The organism is Candidatus Blochmannia sayi (nom. nud.) (assembly GCF_059935855.1).
The window spans coordinates 212,834-228,555 of the sequence record NZ_CP011796.1; the positions used below are offsets into that span (position 1 = coordinate 212,834).

14 protein-coding genes and 2 tRNA genes are annotated in these 15,722 nt (G+C 28.9%); all 16 read left to right on the forward strand.

The genetic code is table 11. From position 1 onward, the window contains the following. Positions 1–90 precede the first annotated feature (90 nt). Entirely contained in the window at positions 91–1,521 is a 1,431-nt protein-coding gene (gene cysG / locus Bsayi582_RS00830) for a siroheme synthase CysG (protein ID WP_500815925.1), read from the forward strand. Positions 1,522–1,538: 17 nt separating this feature from the next. Continuing rightward, the gene (cysD, locus tag Bsayi582_RS00835) at positions 1,539–2,453 is read left to right on the forward strand and encodes a sulfate adenylyltransferase subunit CysD (RefSeq protein ID WP_500815926.1); all 915 of its coding nucleotides are present in this window, start codon (positions 1,539–1,541) and stop codon (positions 2,451–2,453) included. Between the two features lie 9 nt (positions 2,454–2,462). Continuing rightward, positions 2,463–3,908, forward strand: coding sequence for a sulfate adenylyltransferase subunit CysN (gene cysN / locus Bsayi582_RS00840; protein WP_500815927.1), 1,446 nt, complete (start codon positions 2,463–2,465; stop codon positions 3,906–3,908). Positions 3,909–3,947: 39 nt separating this feature from the next. Further along, positions 3,948–4,541, forward strand: a complete 594-nt coding sequence (gene cysC, locus Bsayi582_RS00845; protein ID WP_500815928.1) for an adenylyl-sulfate kinase — start codon at positions 3,948–3,950, stop codon at positions 4,539–4,541. A 404-nt stretch (positions 4,542–4,945) separates the two neighbouring features. Next, positions 4,946–5,233, forward strand: a complete 288-nt coding sequence (locus tag Bsayi582_RS00850; protein ID WP_500815929.1) for a septum formation initiator family protein — start codon at positions 4,946–4,948, stop codon at positions 5,231–5,233. A gap of 52 nt (positions 5,234–5,285) precedes the next feature. Beyond that, entirely contained in the window at positions 5,286–6,014 is a 729-nt protein-coding gene (ispD, locus tag Bsayi582_RS00855; RefSeq protein ID WP_500815930.1) for a 2-C-methyl-D-erythritol 4-phosphate cytidylyltransferase, read from the forward strand. 16 nt (positions 6,015–6,030) lie between these two features. Further along, positions 6,031–6,504: a 2-C-methyl-D-erythritol 2,4-cyclodiphosphate synthase gene (gene ispF, locus Bsayi582_RS00860; protein WP_500815931.1), complete on the forward strand. Its 474-nt coding sequence runs from the start codon at positions 6,031–6,033 to the stop codon at positions 6,502–6,504. A 613-nt stretch (positions 6,505–7,117) separates the two neighbouring features. Further along, entirely contained in the window at positions 7,118–8,077 is a 960-nt protein-coding gene (locus Bsayi582_RS00865) for a peptidoglycan DD-metalloendopeptidase family protein (RefSeq protein ID WP_500815932.1), read from the forward strand. A gap of 968 nt (positions 8,078–9,045) precedes the next feature. Further along, entirely contained in the window at positions 9,046–11,694 is a 2,649-nt protein-coding gene (gene alaS, locus Bsayi582_RS00870; RefSeq protein WP_500815933.1) for an alanine--tRNA ligase, read from the forward strand. A 183-nt stretch (positions 11,695–11,877) separates the two neighbouring features. Beyond that, positions 11,878–12,063: a carbon storage regulator CsrA gene (gene csrA, locus Bsayi582_RS00875; RefSeq protein WP_500815934.1), complete on the forward strand. Its 186-nt coding sequence runs from the start codon at positions 11,878–11,880 to the stop codon at positions 12,061–12,063. A gap of 183 nt (positions 12,064–12,246) precedes the next feature. Continuing rightward, a tRNA-Ser gene (locus Bsayi582_RS00880) sits at positions 12,247–12,338 on the forward strand. Between the two features lie 13 nt (positions 12,339–12,351). Further along, a tRNA-Arg gene (locus Bsayi582_RS00885) sits at positions 12,352–12,425 on the forward strand. A 227-nt stretch (positions 12,426–12,652) separates the two neighbouring features. Continuing rightward, positions 12,653–14,011 carry a signal recognition particle protein gene (ffh, locus tag Bsayi582_RS00890; RefSeq protein WP_500815935.1) on the forward strand — a complete coding sequence of 453 codons (1,359 nt, stop codon included), beginning with the start codon at positions 12,653–12,655 and terminating at the stop codon, positions 14,009–14,011. Positions 14,012–14,122: 111 nt separating this feature from the next. After that, positions 14,123–14,371 carry a 30S ribosomal protein S16 gene (gene rpsP, locus Bsayi582_RS00895; protein WP_500815936.1) on the forward strand — a complete coding sequence of 83 codons (249 nt, stop codon included), beginning with the start codon at positions 14,123–14,125 and terminating at the stop codon, positions 14,369–14,371. 2 nt (positions 14,372–14,373) lie between these two features. Next, positions 14,374–14,928 (forward strand): ribosome maturation factor RimM, encoded by a 555-nt coding sequence (rimM, locus tag Bsayi582_RS00900; RefSeq protein WP_500815937.1) that lies wholly within the window; start codon positions 14,374–14,376, stop codon positions 14,926–14,928. Between the two features lie 32 nt (positions 14,929–14,960). After that, entirely contained in the window at positions 14,961–15,719 is a 759-nt protein-coding gene (gene trmD, locus Bsayi582_RS00905) for a tRNA (guanosine(37)-N1)-methyltransferase TrmD (protein WP_500815938.1), read from the forward strand. Positions 15,720–15,722 lie beyond the last annotated feature (3 nt).

Here is a 15,722-nt window from a genome sequence, read left to right on the forward strand (position 1 = left end):
GTATTTTCTATATTTATTATTTTTGTAATGGTCATTATTTATATATTAATCGTTTTGGTATTTATTAAATTTAGTTATAAGTACAATTTTGTGGAATATTTACCGTTATTTATTGATCTAAAAAATAGGCCGGTTTTAGTGATTGGAGGAGGTAGTGTTGCTGTACGTAAAATACAGATGTTACAGAGAGCGAATGCTATTATTACTATAATAGCTCGAAGTATTTGTTCAGAGTTAAAAAAAATTATACTTATTAATCAAAACATTAACTGGATTAGCGAGAATTTTGAACCTACAATGTTAGATAAGGCAATTTTGGTAATTGTAGCAACTAATAATACTAGATTAAATACTTTAATATATCAAAATGCTGAAAAACGTCATATTTTAATTAATACTGTAGATGATAAGAAAAAATGTTCGTGTATTTTTCCTGCTATTATTGATCGAGATCCTATTATAATAGGAATTTCTTCTTGCGGAAAAGCGCCTACATTGGTACGTATTTTACGTGAGAAACTTGAATCGTTGTTACCCAAGTCTGTGAGTTTTATAGCAGAATTTGCTGGAAAGTGGCGTAATCAAGTAAAACAACATATCGTCAGTACAGTATGTAGGCGTCGGTTTTGGGAAAAAATATTTTATGATGGTTATGTTACCGCATTACTCGAACAAGGATGTTCTAAAGAAGCCAACAAGTTTTTTAAGCGTGTTCTTGAGACAGGGGATTATAATAATAAAAAAGGTCATGTAACATTAGTAGGAGCAGGACCTGGAGATTCGGGATTATTGACTATTAGAGGTTTACAGGTTATGCAGCAAGCAGATGTAGTATTATATGACCATTTAGTAAGTTCAGATGTGTTAGATTTAGCGCGACGAGATTCTAATAAAATTTATGTTGGCAAACGTGTTGGAAATCATTCAATTTCTCAGACAGAACTGAATCAATTTATGGTGCAATTAGCACAACAAGGAAATAAGGTTGTCAGACTTAAGGGAGGAGATCCATTTATTTTCGGTCGTGGAGGAGAAGAGTTGCAGGCAGTAATAAAAGCGGGCATTCCTATTCAAATAGTTCCGGGTATTACAGCGGGTATAGGAGCTGCAGCTTATACTGGTATTCCATTAACTCATAGAAAGTATGCTCATAGTGTTACTTTTATTACAGGACATAATATTAGTAATGATAACTATCAATTTAATTGGAATGCTTTGTCAATTACTCAACAAACATTAGTAGTTTACATGGGTAAATTAAATGTTAAAAGTATTAGTAATAATTTAATCGCTCATGGATTAAGTATACATACTCCGGTAGCTGTCATCAGTCGAGGAACGTATCAGAATCAAAAAAAAATAATTGGCACTTTAGTTGAGTTAGAAAAATTGGTACAAATAGCTGATCACCCTGTTTTGTTGATTATTGGAGATGTAGTGTCATTGCATGATAAAATGAATTGGTTTGATCAAGAACCGTTGGATTATTATCGAATTAATTCGATTATTCGTTTGATGTAAATTGAAAAGGATAATATATGATTCAAACCCAACAATGTATCACTTGTTTAGATAAATTGGAGTCAGAAAGCATTTATATTATTCGTGAAGTAGCTGCCGAGTTCCATAAACCAGTGATGTTGTATTCTATTGGTAAAGATTCTTCGGTAATGTTACATTTAGCACGAAAAGCATTTTATCCTAGTACGTTGCCTTTTCCTGTATTACATATTGATACTGGGTGGAAATTTCAAGAAATGTATATGTTTCGCGATAATACTGCTAAATCGTATGGTTTTGAGTTGTTGGTGTACAAAAATTTAGAAGGGATGTCTATGGGTATTAATCCATTTATTCATGGTAGTGCTAAATTTACAGATATTATGAAAACAGAGGGATTAAAACAAGCATTGAATAAATATGGGTTTGATGCAGCTTTTGGAGGTGCGCGTCGTGATGAAGAAAAGATTAGAGCCAAAGAACGTATTTATTCATTTCGAGATAAATTTCATTGCTGGAATCCTAGAAGACAGCGTCCAGAATTATGGTATAATTACAATGGGAGAATTAACAAAGGGGAAAGTATTCGTGTATTTCCATTATCTAATTGGACAGAATTAGATATTTGGCAATATATTTTTATGGAAAAAATTGATATAGTACCATTATATTTGGCTAAAAGTCGCCCTGTAGTGTATAGAGACGGAAATTTAATTATGGTAGATGATGATCGTATTAATCTTCAGCCTCATGAAGTTGTAGAAAAACGTATGATACGATTTCGTACATTAGGGTGTTGGCCATTGACTGGAGCGGTAGAATCTCAAGCAGAAACATTACCTAAAATGATTGAAGAGATGTTAATATCTAATACAAGTGAGCGTCAAGGACGTATTATTGATTTTGATCAATCTGGTTCGATGGAAAGCAAAAAACGTCAAGGTTATTTTTAAGGAATCGTTGTGACCAGCTCTATAGAAGAAGAAATTATTAATCACAGAGGTATTGAAAATTATTTATATGCACAACAACATAAAACGTTGTTGCGTTTTCTTACATGTGGTAGCGTAGATGATGGAAAAAGCACTTTAATAGGGCGATTGTTGTACGATTCTTATCAAATTTATGATGATCAATTATCTATTCTTCATGTAGATAGTAAAAAAAATAGCACTCAAAAAAATAAATTAGACTTAGCTTTGTTGGTAGATGGATTGCAATCAGAACGTACTCAAGGTATTACTATTGATGTTGCTTATCGTTATTTTTTTACTAAAAAACGTAAATTTATTATTGCTGATACACCAGGACATACAGAATATACGAAAAATATGATTACTGGTGCTTCTACTAGTGAATTGGCTATTTTATTAGTTGATTCTCGTAAAGGAATACAAAGTCAGACTAGACGGCATTGGTTTATAAGTGTACTTTTGGGTATTCGATATATTATAGTCGCAGTAAATAAGATGGATTTAGTGCATTACAATGAAGAGGTATTTCGAAAAATTAGCAAGGAATATTTAGAATTTACTAAAAATTTTTCTACTAATATATATACTAAATTTATTCCAATATCTGCTTTAGAGGGAGATAATATCACGGAATCGTCAAAAAATATGAGGTGGTATTCTGGGTCCACTTTATTAGGGATATTAGAAAACATTGATATTAATAGAATTAAAAGTAATGCTACTATGATGTGTACCAAAGAACAGGAATTGCGCTTTCCTATACAATACGTGATTCGTCATAATTTAGATTTTAGAGGTTATTCTGGTACTATCGCTTCTGGCAGTATGCATACTGGACAACATATTAATGTTTTTCCGTCAAATATTACTTCTGATATTCAACGTATTATTGTATCTGATAAAGATCAATCACATGCTTGTGCTGGAGACGCGGTGACTATTACCTTAAAAGATAATCTTGATGTCAGTCGAGGAGATATGATTACTGATACTCTTGCAATTATTACACCCGCGCAATCTGCATTAGTAGATATAGTATGGATGAGAAAAGAGGCGTTGAAAGAAGGTCAATATTTTGATATAAAGATCACCACTAAGATTATAAGAGTACAGGTAAAAGATATAAAATATCAAATTAATATATGTACTTTAAAGTCTCAAAAAACGAACTCAATTCCGCTTAATGGAATTGGATTGGTTGAATTGTTGTTTGATGAACCGTTGTTATTAGATCGGTATTCTTGTTGTCCAGTAACTGGGAGTATGATATTTATTGATTTATTGACTAACGAAACTGTAGGGGCTGGCATGGTTCGAATGCCTATAAATTGCCCGAAATCTGAACATGATAAAAATTATAGTGAATTCGAATTAGCTCTGCATGCATTAATTCGTATTCATTTTCCCCATTGGAATATTCAAGATTTATCATGATTATTACATACACTGATTCATAAGAATACTAACTATAATATGTCCAGAAATATCTTTTGGCATCCTTATCGTATTAATCGAAAGGACCGAGAATTGTTACATAAACATCGTGCTATGTTGTTATGGTTTACAGGGTTATCGGGATCTGGTAAATCGATTTTAGCTAATGTTTTAGAGGAAAAATTATATCATCAAAATATTAGTACATATATATTAGATGGGGATAATATACGACATGGATTATGTAGTGATTTAGGATTTAGTGATCATGATAGATATGAAAATATACGTCGAGCAGGAGAAACAGCTCGGTTAATGGTGGATTCTGGTATAGTAGTGCTGGCTACTTTTATTGCTCCTTATCATGCTGAACGGGAAATGGTGCGCAATATGTTTTCTATTGATCATTTTATTGAAATATTTGTTGATACGCCTTTATATATTTGTGAACAGAGAGATCCAAAGGGTTTGTATAAAAAAGCTAGATCTGGTGAAATAGAAAATTTTACCGGTATAAGCTCTCCTTATGAACATCCAAAACGACCAGATATATATTTAGATGGTCGGAAACCGATATTAGAATTAATTAATCAAATATTGCAATCATCATATTTATCTCGCATTGTTATTTAAAATGAATAATCATGTTAAGTAATATATGTAACATAGATTTATGTACGTAATGTTGTTTTTGTGAATATTGTGGTTCTTTGATAAAGTAAGTAGTATAATATTAATCATAATAAAACTATTTAGTTGTATTATCAGAAACTGTTTGTATAGTTAACTTGTAAGAAACATCTCTAAAAAATAGAAATTTTAACAATAAAAATAAATTATTACTTTAATTTAGATTTCTTTATTTTAGTATGTATAAATAGTCATATTTATGATTTAAATATTATTTATTTGGGGTAAATGTGGTTATATTTTGCTATAAGTTAAACTTATTTTTAACGAGAATAGATAATTGGAGTATATAATTAAAGTATTATGTGTTGACCTACATATCAAGTGTGATGGATTATAGTGTAGATATGAATAAACTAAGTTATTTATTATTAATGTTATTTACTTGGTTGCAATATTCATTTTGGTTGGGTAAAAATGGTGTTTTTGATTTAATATATATGCATAATACAATTAAATTATATACAAGTATGAATAACTTTGATGAAATGAAAGTTCGTAATAATAAATTGTTGCATGAAATTTATGATTTAATTCATGGATATGAATCTGTTGAAGAGCGTTCGAGATATGAACTTGGTATGATTAAATGCGATGAAACTTTTTATCAGATAGAACTACGGGAGCAATATTGATTTAATATAATAGTATTGATAATAATTTAATGATATTGTTTATTATGTAAATATGGTATTTTGCGCTAAACATGTTAGTAAAAGTAATATATCTGACATAACTGCCATTATTTTAGCAGCAGGAATTGGAAAGCGGATGAGGAGTGTGTTGCCTAAACAATATTGTACAATTGGGAATAAAACTTTGTTAGAACATTCTATTACTGCTTTGTTATGTCAACCACGTATACATCAGTATATAGTGGTGATTAATGCGCACGATCGTTGGTTTAGTCAATTATCTATTTCTTATGATCCTAGAATTAGTGTAGTTGTGGGAGGTAAAACACGAGCTGATTCGGTTATGGCTGGATTGCAACATGTGAAAAACTCAGAGTGGGTTATTGTGCATGATGCAGTACGTCCTTGTTTGCATCATGAAGATTTATTAAGATTATTTGAAATTACAAAATTTTCTCAAATAGGGGGAATTTTAGCAATACCAATTTTCAATACTGTTAAACGAACTTATTGGGGTACTAATCTTATAAAATATACTTTAAATCGTGATAATTTGTGGCACGCTTTGACACCACAGTTATTTAACTATAGTCTCTTGAAACGTTGCCTTAAGAAATCTTTAAAAAATAAAGTCATTGTTACTGATGAAGCATCAGCTATAGAATATTGTGGATATACATCGATTTTGATACACGGTCGAACAGATAATATCAAAGTTACTAATCAAGATGATTTAAAATTGGCTAGTTTTTATTTATCTGTATTAAATAAAAAAGAATAATGGAATTGTATACAATATGTTGCGTATTGGTTATGGTTTTGATGTTCATAAATTTGGAGGGTGTAGACCGCTTGTCATTGGTGGTGTAAATATTCCTTATATGCAAGGGATCATAGCGCATTCTGATGGAGATGTTATGATGCATGCATTAATTGATGCATTGTTAGGAGCTGCTTGTTCTGGTGACATTGGATCAATGTTTCCAGATACTGATGCTCAATATAATAACGTAAGTAGTCGTAAATTATTGAGAATTTCCTGGAATAAAATTATATCACAAGGATATTCGTTAGGAAATATAGATATTACTACAGTTTTGCAAACTCCCAAGATAAATATGTATATTTATCAAATGCGTCTTCATATTTCTAAAGATTTAAATTGCTCAATAACTAGTGTGAATATTAAAGCAACTACTACTGATACATTAGGGTATATTGGTCGATCTGAAGGTATTGCGTGTGTAGCAGTGGTATTATTGATGCGTTGACATTGATTTATGTAAATTATATGCTTAATAGTTTTTATGAAAAAAATGACTTATACGTTTTATAAACGTGAAGTAGTATTTATTCAAAAAGTTGATTATTTTCTTATAGTTTAGTTTTAATTGTTGGTATGAAATTATCTAATAACACACAACAAATGTGTCAATATTCATCGTTATATATGTTAGCTATTTTTTAAATTTGAAAAAATTGTTGACTTGGTGTACACACATCATGTATATGATTATAAATTGTTTTATCTTCGTATATATGAATATGAAGATACAATATAAGTGATTTTTGTAAATAAGTAAGTACTAAATCATCAGAATTTTTATAGCAAAATATTGTTTATTTATTTAATGGAAATTGATTATAATATTAGTGTGTAATAATTGTAAATATTATATGAACACTCAAAGTGTTATATCAAAATAATTATATTATTACCCCCATTTAATATAAGTATTGCATATTAATACAGGGTATCTATAAGATGTTATATGTACTTAATATAAATCTCGTAATTATATAATTTCATATATATAGTTGTAATGATTTAAATAAATCAGTTATCAATAAAATCAGTAGGGAACATAGGAGTTCCATGCATCTATGATGCTATGTAGCACATCGATAATTTACGTGGTAACTATTCTTATATTCTTAGGAGAATGTTTTAACAACAATATCCACAGATGTAGTAGCCAAGGTGTATCACATTATATGAATTCTGATGCCATTATTTATGTATCATCTCAGGATAAAAAAATAAATACGTGGCATGAAGAAGAAAAAATGTCAATTACTTCAACCCATAAATATAATAGTATTAATTATTGTTCATATCACAAACCTATCTATATAGTAAAATCTGGTGATACTCTGTTTTATATCGCTTGGATCACAGGAAATAATTGCTTGGATTTGTCAAAAATAAATAATATTAAAGATATAAATGTGTTAAAAGTAGGTCAGGTATTAAAAGTGAAGAATCGCTCGACATTATTGTGTTTTGAAAATTTTTTTAAAAAATCTTTTATTTTTTTTTGTAAAAATAGTCTTTTTTTCAAAAGAGTATTTTTTTTTATAAAAAAACAATTAGTGTTCTCATGTATACACCATAATAATAATAATATTTATTGCGATATGGATAAATTTTATCAGGGTATGCCTAATGACTCAAAAAAATCAAAATTGGTAGCATTTAAAAGTTGGTATTGGCCAGCAAATGGCGCAATTATTAATACTTTTTCTGATACTGAAAGAGGTAATAAAGGAATTGATATCTCTGGAATTTTAGGTCAACCTGTATTAGCCACTGCTAGTGGAAAGGTGGTGTATGTTGGTAATACCTTGAAAGGATACGGTAATTTGATTATTATCAAACATGATAAAAATTATCTTAGTGCTTATGCACACAATGACATAATATTAGTTACTGAACAACAAAATGTTAGAATGGGTGATAAAATTGCCACTATGGGTAGTAGCGGAACTAATGAAGTAAAATTGCATTTCGAAATAAGATACAAAGGTAAATCGGTAAATCCTTTATCTTATTTGCAAAGATAGTTAATTCGACTTTATTGTTAAATTTAAGTAGATAGCATTAAATATAAAAATTGAATATATACAATGTAATTTATATGTTTTTTAGAGTATTTTAATTATAGATAAAATATTTTTAATTTTAGTACTTGAATAATCAGGTTTATCGATATGATAAAGAATCATGTATTATTATATATTTTGTTTAATTATGGAAAATTTGTTCAATGAGTACCTAACATCGTAGATAGAATCTATAGTGTTAGATAAGTTATAAATTATGTTATATTTGTGTTATGTTTAAAAATAATTAAAAAATAAATTTTTATAAATTACAGATATGTATTGTTTAATATGTAACAAAATATTAATCAGACTGTTTGTATTATTGGCAATGGGAATTTTTAGTGCAGTTTTTATTTTTGTAAGTAAAGAATTGGAATAAATTTTAAGTATATATTCCAATCAAATGCTATGATGAGTTGAACTTAAACAAAGCGGCATACGGATTTTATAAAATAATGATCAAAATATAGTAACACATGTATTTTGAATTATAAATAATTCCGTTGGAATATTCGATGTTGAATATACATATAATATATATTATCTATATATTTTTATGTATCGTATTGTATCAATTAATGGAAACTGATTATAAATTATTGTATTTATGGTACAAGTATAAATTTTAATGATATTAAATGTGAATAAGTTTAATTTTCAAATTATTTTTTTAATCTGTCATATTTAAATATCCATTAAGTATAAATAAGTATAAAAATTATTAAATTTTATAAATTTTTATTTTTAATTTTTATTTATTTTGTAAATGAAAAGTTATTTCATTTTATTGTTATGAAAGTGAATAAATTTACATATAAATTATAAGAAATAATATTTGTGATTGTGATTTTCTATCTTTTAAAAAATTGTTATAATGCATTGGTTGTGCAGTTATATGTATAACCTTTTTATATGATGGAATTTATATGTACAAAGGTATTAATAACATTCGTCAAGAGTTTCTGAATTTTTTTAAAAAAAAGGAACATAAAATTATTTCAAGTAGCACTTTAGTTCCTGATAATGATCAAACTTTATTATTTACTAATTCTGGTATGAATCAGTTTAAAAATATATTTTTAGGTATTGATAAACCATTATTTAAGCGTGTTGTTACTATACAACGTTGTTTACGTGCTGGAGGTAAACACAATGATTTGGATAATGTTGGATACACTGATAGGCATTTGACATTTTTTGAGATGTTAGGTAATTTTAGTTTTGGGGATTATTTTAAATATGAAGCTATACAGTTTGCTTGGGAGTTATTAACTGATAAAAATTGGTTTAATTTACCTAAAAATCGATTGTGGGCAACAGTACATATTTGTGATGACGAGTCTTATGGTATCTGGAAAAAACAAATAGATATACCCAATACACATATTGTGCAGATTGGAACTGATACAAAAAATAATTTTTGTTGTGATTCTGAGAATTTTTGGCAAATGGGTCCCATTGGCCCTTGTGGGCCTTGTTCAGAAATATTTTATGATCGTGGTGATCATTTTCAAGGATCCCCTCCTGGTAGTTTACAGACATTAGGAGATAGATATATTGAAATTTGGAATTTAGTATTTATGCAATTTAATCGTCAAAGAGATGGTCGTCTTTTGTCGCTTCCCATGTTATCAGTAGATACTGGAATGGGGTTAGAACGTATTGCTGCAATATTACAGGGAGTGTGTAGTAATTATTCCATTGATATATTTGAGAATTTAATATCTTCTATATACAGAATTATTAATGTTAATGATATACCTACTACAGATAGATCTGTATATGTCATAGCTGACCATATTCGTGCGTGTGTGTTTTTGATTAAAGACGGAGTTATTCCTTCTAATGAAGGACGTGGTTATGTATTGCGTCGTATTATTCGTAGAGCTATTCTTCATGGAAAAAAATTAGGTATAAATGATGTTTTTTTTTATAAATTGGTATCTCCGCTTATTAAATATATGCAACATATAGTTGCTAAGTTATATACAAAGAAAGATTTTATAGAGAAAATTTTATTTAATGAAGAAAAGTTATTCGAAAACACTTTAAAAAAAGGATTGGCGTTGTTAAAGAAACAATTGACACAATTAGACGGAAATATTTTAGATGGAGAGATAGCGTTTTATTTATATGATACTTATGGTTTTCCATTAGAACTAACTAAAGATGTGTGTTTAGAACATGCAATATATATAGATCAGGTGGGATTTGATCAAGCTATGTTAAAACAAAAAAAATACTCAAAGGAATCAAATAAATTTTGCATAACTTTTGAAAATATGTCATTTTCAAATTTATCAAGTGTATTTGTCGGATACAATCAACTTGTTTGTAAAGCTCAAATAATAGCGTTATTTCAACAGAACAAACCAGTCGATAAAATTTATGCAGAAGAAGAAGGAATAGTGGTTTTAAATAATACTCCATTTTATGGTGAATCTGGAGGGCAAATAGGTGATTGCGGTCAATTAAAAACTATATCTGGATTTTTTAAAGTTATAAATACAAAAAAATATGGACAAGCAATAGGTCATTTAGGAACAGTTAGTAGTGGTACTATTAGCGTAGGAGAAGAAATAATAGCGAAAGTGGATCAAGGTATAAGAAAGGATATTTCTTTAAATCATTCTGCTACACATTTGTTGCGTGCTGCATTATCTCAAGTTCTTGGATTTCAAGTAATACAAAGAGGTTCATTAGTAAATAATAAATATTTACGTTTTGATTTTTCTCATCATGAAGCAATGACGGAGATACAAATTAATACAGTAGAAAATATTGTAAATTATAAAATTTGGAATAACATGCCTATCTCGGTCAAAACTATGTCAATAGAAACTGCTAAAGATAGAGGCGTGGTTATGCTCTTAAATACACAATATGATAAAATGGTTCGTGTTGTAAGCATGGATCATTTTTCTGTTGAATTATGCGGAGGAACTCATGCTACATATACTGGAGAGATTGGTATATTTATAATTACTAAAGAATCCAGTATCGCTTCTGGTGTTAGGCGTATTGAAGCAGTAACTAATAATTCAGCGTTATCTGTAATATATCGACATAAAACATTGCTTAGAAATATGTTTCAATTAACACAAAGTGATGATAAGAATATTTTAAATAAAATACATGAACTTAAATTATACTGTAAAAGATTAGAAAAAGAAATCAAACATTTAAGAAACACACAAGATATACAACAAAGTTTATCTTTAGTTCAGGACATTTATTATGTTAAAGACGTGCAAGTATTAACAAAACAAGTTACGAATTTAGCGCAAAAAACATTACTTAATATGGTAAATAATCTTAAAAATCAATTACAATCGGGAGTAGTTGTTCTTATTAATGTGAATAAGAATAACAAAATTAATTTAGTCGTAACTGTGACTAGAGATTTATTGGAATACAATCGAATAAATGCTTTAGATTTAGTGCATTATATTGTAAATAATTTTGGTGGAAAGGGTGGAGGTAAATCTGATATTGCTCAAGTTGGCATCAGCAATATAATGACTACTCGTCAGGTGTCTGTTGAAATAAACTCATTGTTGCATAAAATACTGTAATGAATTGAATAATATATTAAAATAGTTTAAAACAAAGTAATTTTGATATTTGATCAAAGTAGTACATTAATAAAAAATATAAAAAAATTTACAATATCATATAAAGTATTTATTTAGTGTTTTTATAATATAAAACATGAAATTTTAGAATTTCGGTTATTCGAATTTTTCAAGGAGTAAAGAATGCTTATTCTGACTCGACGAGTTGGTGAAACTCTTATTATTGGGGATGAAGTTACAGTAACTGTGTTAGGTATTAAAGGGAATCAAGTTCGTATTGGTGTAAATGCTCCTAAAGAGATATCTATACACCGAGAAGAGATTTATCAACGTATTAAGGCTGAAAAATCACAACAAACGTTATGTTAAATTTTGTTATTTTTAAATAATTTTTTATGTAAATCAATTGGTATTAATTAGAAATAAAAATTTAGTTGTAAACTCTATAGAAATAACGTAGTGTGATCAAAGGATTTGTTAATTGTAAAAAAAACAAAAAATTAGATAAATAGCTAAATTTATACAGTCAAGATGGAATTGTTATAATTATTCAGTGAGGTGGCCGAGTGGCTGAAGGCACTCCCCTGCTAAGGGAGTATATAGTGTAAAAAACTGTATCGAGGGTTCGAATCTCTCCCTCACTGCTAATCAAACGATGCACCCGTAGCTCAATTGGATAGAGCACTCGGCTACGAACTGAGCGATTGGAGGTTCAAGTCCTCTCGGGTGTGTTGTATATTTCGTTTAGTTATTTTTTATATAAGAAAATAATCCATACAATATTGTTTTTACAATTATGATCTTTATTTTTAGTAGAAAATTTTTATATGATTATTTAAAGGTTTTTAATTAAAAGGCAAAATATATATACTATATTGGAGATTGTCGTCAATAATTCAACTAATATAGTTTTGTATAAATTTGTTTATAACATTCACTTTTATTTTGAGCGATAGAGATGTTTGAAAAGATATCTAATAAAATATCACAATCAATACGTAAGATTATGAGTTCTGGACGTTTGACAGAAAAAAACATTAAAGATACTTTGGATACGGTTAAAGTTTCTTTATTAGAAGGGGATGTAGCATTACCCGTGATACAGAGTTTTATTAATCAAGTGAAAGAAAGTATTATTGGAAAAAATGTAAATAATAATTTAACGCCAGGTCAAGAGTTTATTAAAATAATTCATGCTTCTTTAGCAAAGACCATGGGAGAAGGGTTTAATGACTTAAATTTGAATGCTCAAATACCGGCAATAATATTAATAGTGGGCACACAAGGTGTTGGTAAGACTACTACTGTAGGTAAACTTGCGAAATTTTTAAAAGCAAAAAAAAATAAAAAAGTATTGGTAGTATCCATTGATATATATAGGCCAGCAGGCGTGCAACAGTTAAAAAACTTAATAAGATCTGAAGATATTAGTTTTTTTTCAGATTATAATATTAGCGACAAACCAATTGATATAGTTAAATCAGCAATGGTTTCATCGCAATCATTATTTTATGATGTTTTGTTGATAGACACTGCTGGTTGTTTAGATACAGATCATTCTTTACTTTCAGAGTTGACTGAGGTTCATAGAGTCATTAATCCGATAGAGACTTTATTTGTTATAGATTCTATGACGGGACAAGTAGCTGTTAATAGCGTAAATGTATTTAATAAATCTTTTTCATTGACTGGCGTTATTCTTACTAAATTAGATGGAGATTCGCGTGGAGGTGCAGCTTTATCTGTGAAGTATCTAACTGGAAAACCCATAAAATTTATAGGAACGGGGGAAAAAATTGATGATCTAGAATCCTTTAATGCTCATAGAATAGCTGGACGGATACTTGGAATGGGCGATATACTTTCATTGATTGAAGAGCTTGATAATCAATCAGAGTGGGTTAAAGAAAAAAAATATGTAAAAAAAGGTAGTATGGACTTTAATTTATGTGATTTTTTAGGTTATATAAAACAAATACGAAGTATGGGTGGAATTCATAAAATAATAGGTAGATTACCTAATTTAGGGATGAATTTAGATAGCGTTCAATCATATTTACATGATGCTACATTTATACGTATGGAAGCTATAATAAATTCTATGACTATTGAAGAACGTAGTAATCCAGACATAATCAAAGGATCTAGGAAAAAGCGTATCGCTGCTGGATCTGGAGTACATGTACATGATGTGACTAAACTATTGGATAGATTTAAGCATATGCGTACTATAATACAAAGAATAAATAAAAATGAAATATTCCGTATGATACGTACATTAAAAAATAAAATATCGTCTAAGTTTCCAATTAATTAAAATTTATAAGATATATGTATATGTGAAAATTAGTGCGTATATATACGCATTTGTGTAATTTATCATTACTCTATTTGTTTTATTGAGGTTTTAAATAAAAGGTGCAGATTTATGGTGAGAATTAGATTAGCGCGAGGAGGGCATAAGAAAGCTCCTTTTTATCACATAGTTGTTACTGATAGTAGAAATGCACGGGATTGTAGCTTTATTGAACGAGTTGGGTTTTTTAATCCAATTGAGCGTGATAATCATATGGCGCTACATATAAATACAGAACGAATAAAATATTGGTTACATAAGGGAGCTAGTCCTTCTGTACGTGTCTTAATGTTAATAAAGAAAAATATAAAAAATAAGTAAATATGCAACGTGATACAAAAGATGGATTAACGGTACCTGTTAATCCTGTAACAATAGGAAAAATTACAGGTGCATATGGTATATTAGGATGGATACGTATAATTTCATTTACTGAACAACGTGATAGTATTTTTAATTATCATCCGTGTTTTGTTATCATGGAATCTAAATGGAAATCAATTTATTTAGATAAGTGGAAATTTGTTGGAAAGTGTTATATTGCTAAAATCCGAGGAATATCAAATAGAGATTCTGCTCAACTATTGACTCATTGCGAAATTATTATAGATTCAGAATTATTATCGCATATAAATGATGACGAATATTATTGGAAAGATTTAATAGGATGTAAAGTAATAACGGTAAAAGGTATTTTTTTAGGGAATATTATTAATATAATAGACACTACTGCAAATGACGTTTTAGTCATAAGAAAGCATAAAGAAGATTCTATTAAAATAAAAGATTGTCTTGTTCCTTTTCTTTTGAAGAAAGTTGTAAAAAATATTGATCTTTCCATGCGTACTGTTATTGTAGATTGGGATCCTGATTTTTAATCATTTATTAAAAATAAAATTATTTAAAATATATGCAGTTAGGTGTAATTACTTTATTTCCAGAAATGTTTGACGCTATTATTTGTCATGGGGTAGTAGGTCGATCTGTTAGGAACAATATCATTTCTGTAAAACTATGGAATCCACGTGTATTTACATACGACTTACATCATAGTGTGGATGATCGTCCTTATGGAGGAGGACCAGGCATGGTAATGATGATTCAACCATTAAAAGATGCAATTAATCAAGCAAAAAATGAATTAGAGGGTAATGTTAAGGTAATTTATCTTTCCCCTCAAGGGAAAAAGCTCAATCAAAAACATGTACGTACATTAGCACATGATAATCAAAAACTAATTTTAGTCTGTGGTAGATATCAAGGTGTTGATGAAAGATTTATCCAAACAGAAATTGATGAAGAATGGTCTATAGGGGATTATATACTTAGCGGAGGGGAATTAGCAGCGATGGTATTAATAGATGCGATATCCAGAATACTTCCTGGTGTATTAGGTAACCGACATTCAAAGGATTCGGATTCTTTTTCTAAAGGAAAATTGGATTGTCCACATTATACACGTCCAAAAATTTTTGCAGGTATAAAAGTACCGTCAGTATTGTTATCAGGAAATCACAAGAATATTGATCGTTGGAAACAAAAACAAGCGCTGGGTCGTACTTGGATAAAAAGACCAGATTTACTTAGTGATATGCAATTAACTGATGAAGAAAAAGAATTGCTTGTTGAATTTAAAAATGAATACTTTTATTGTTTAAACAAAGATTAAGGA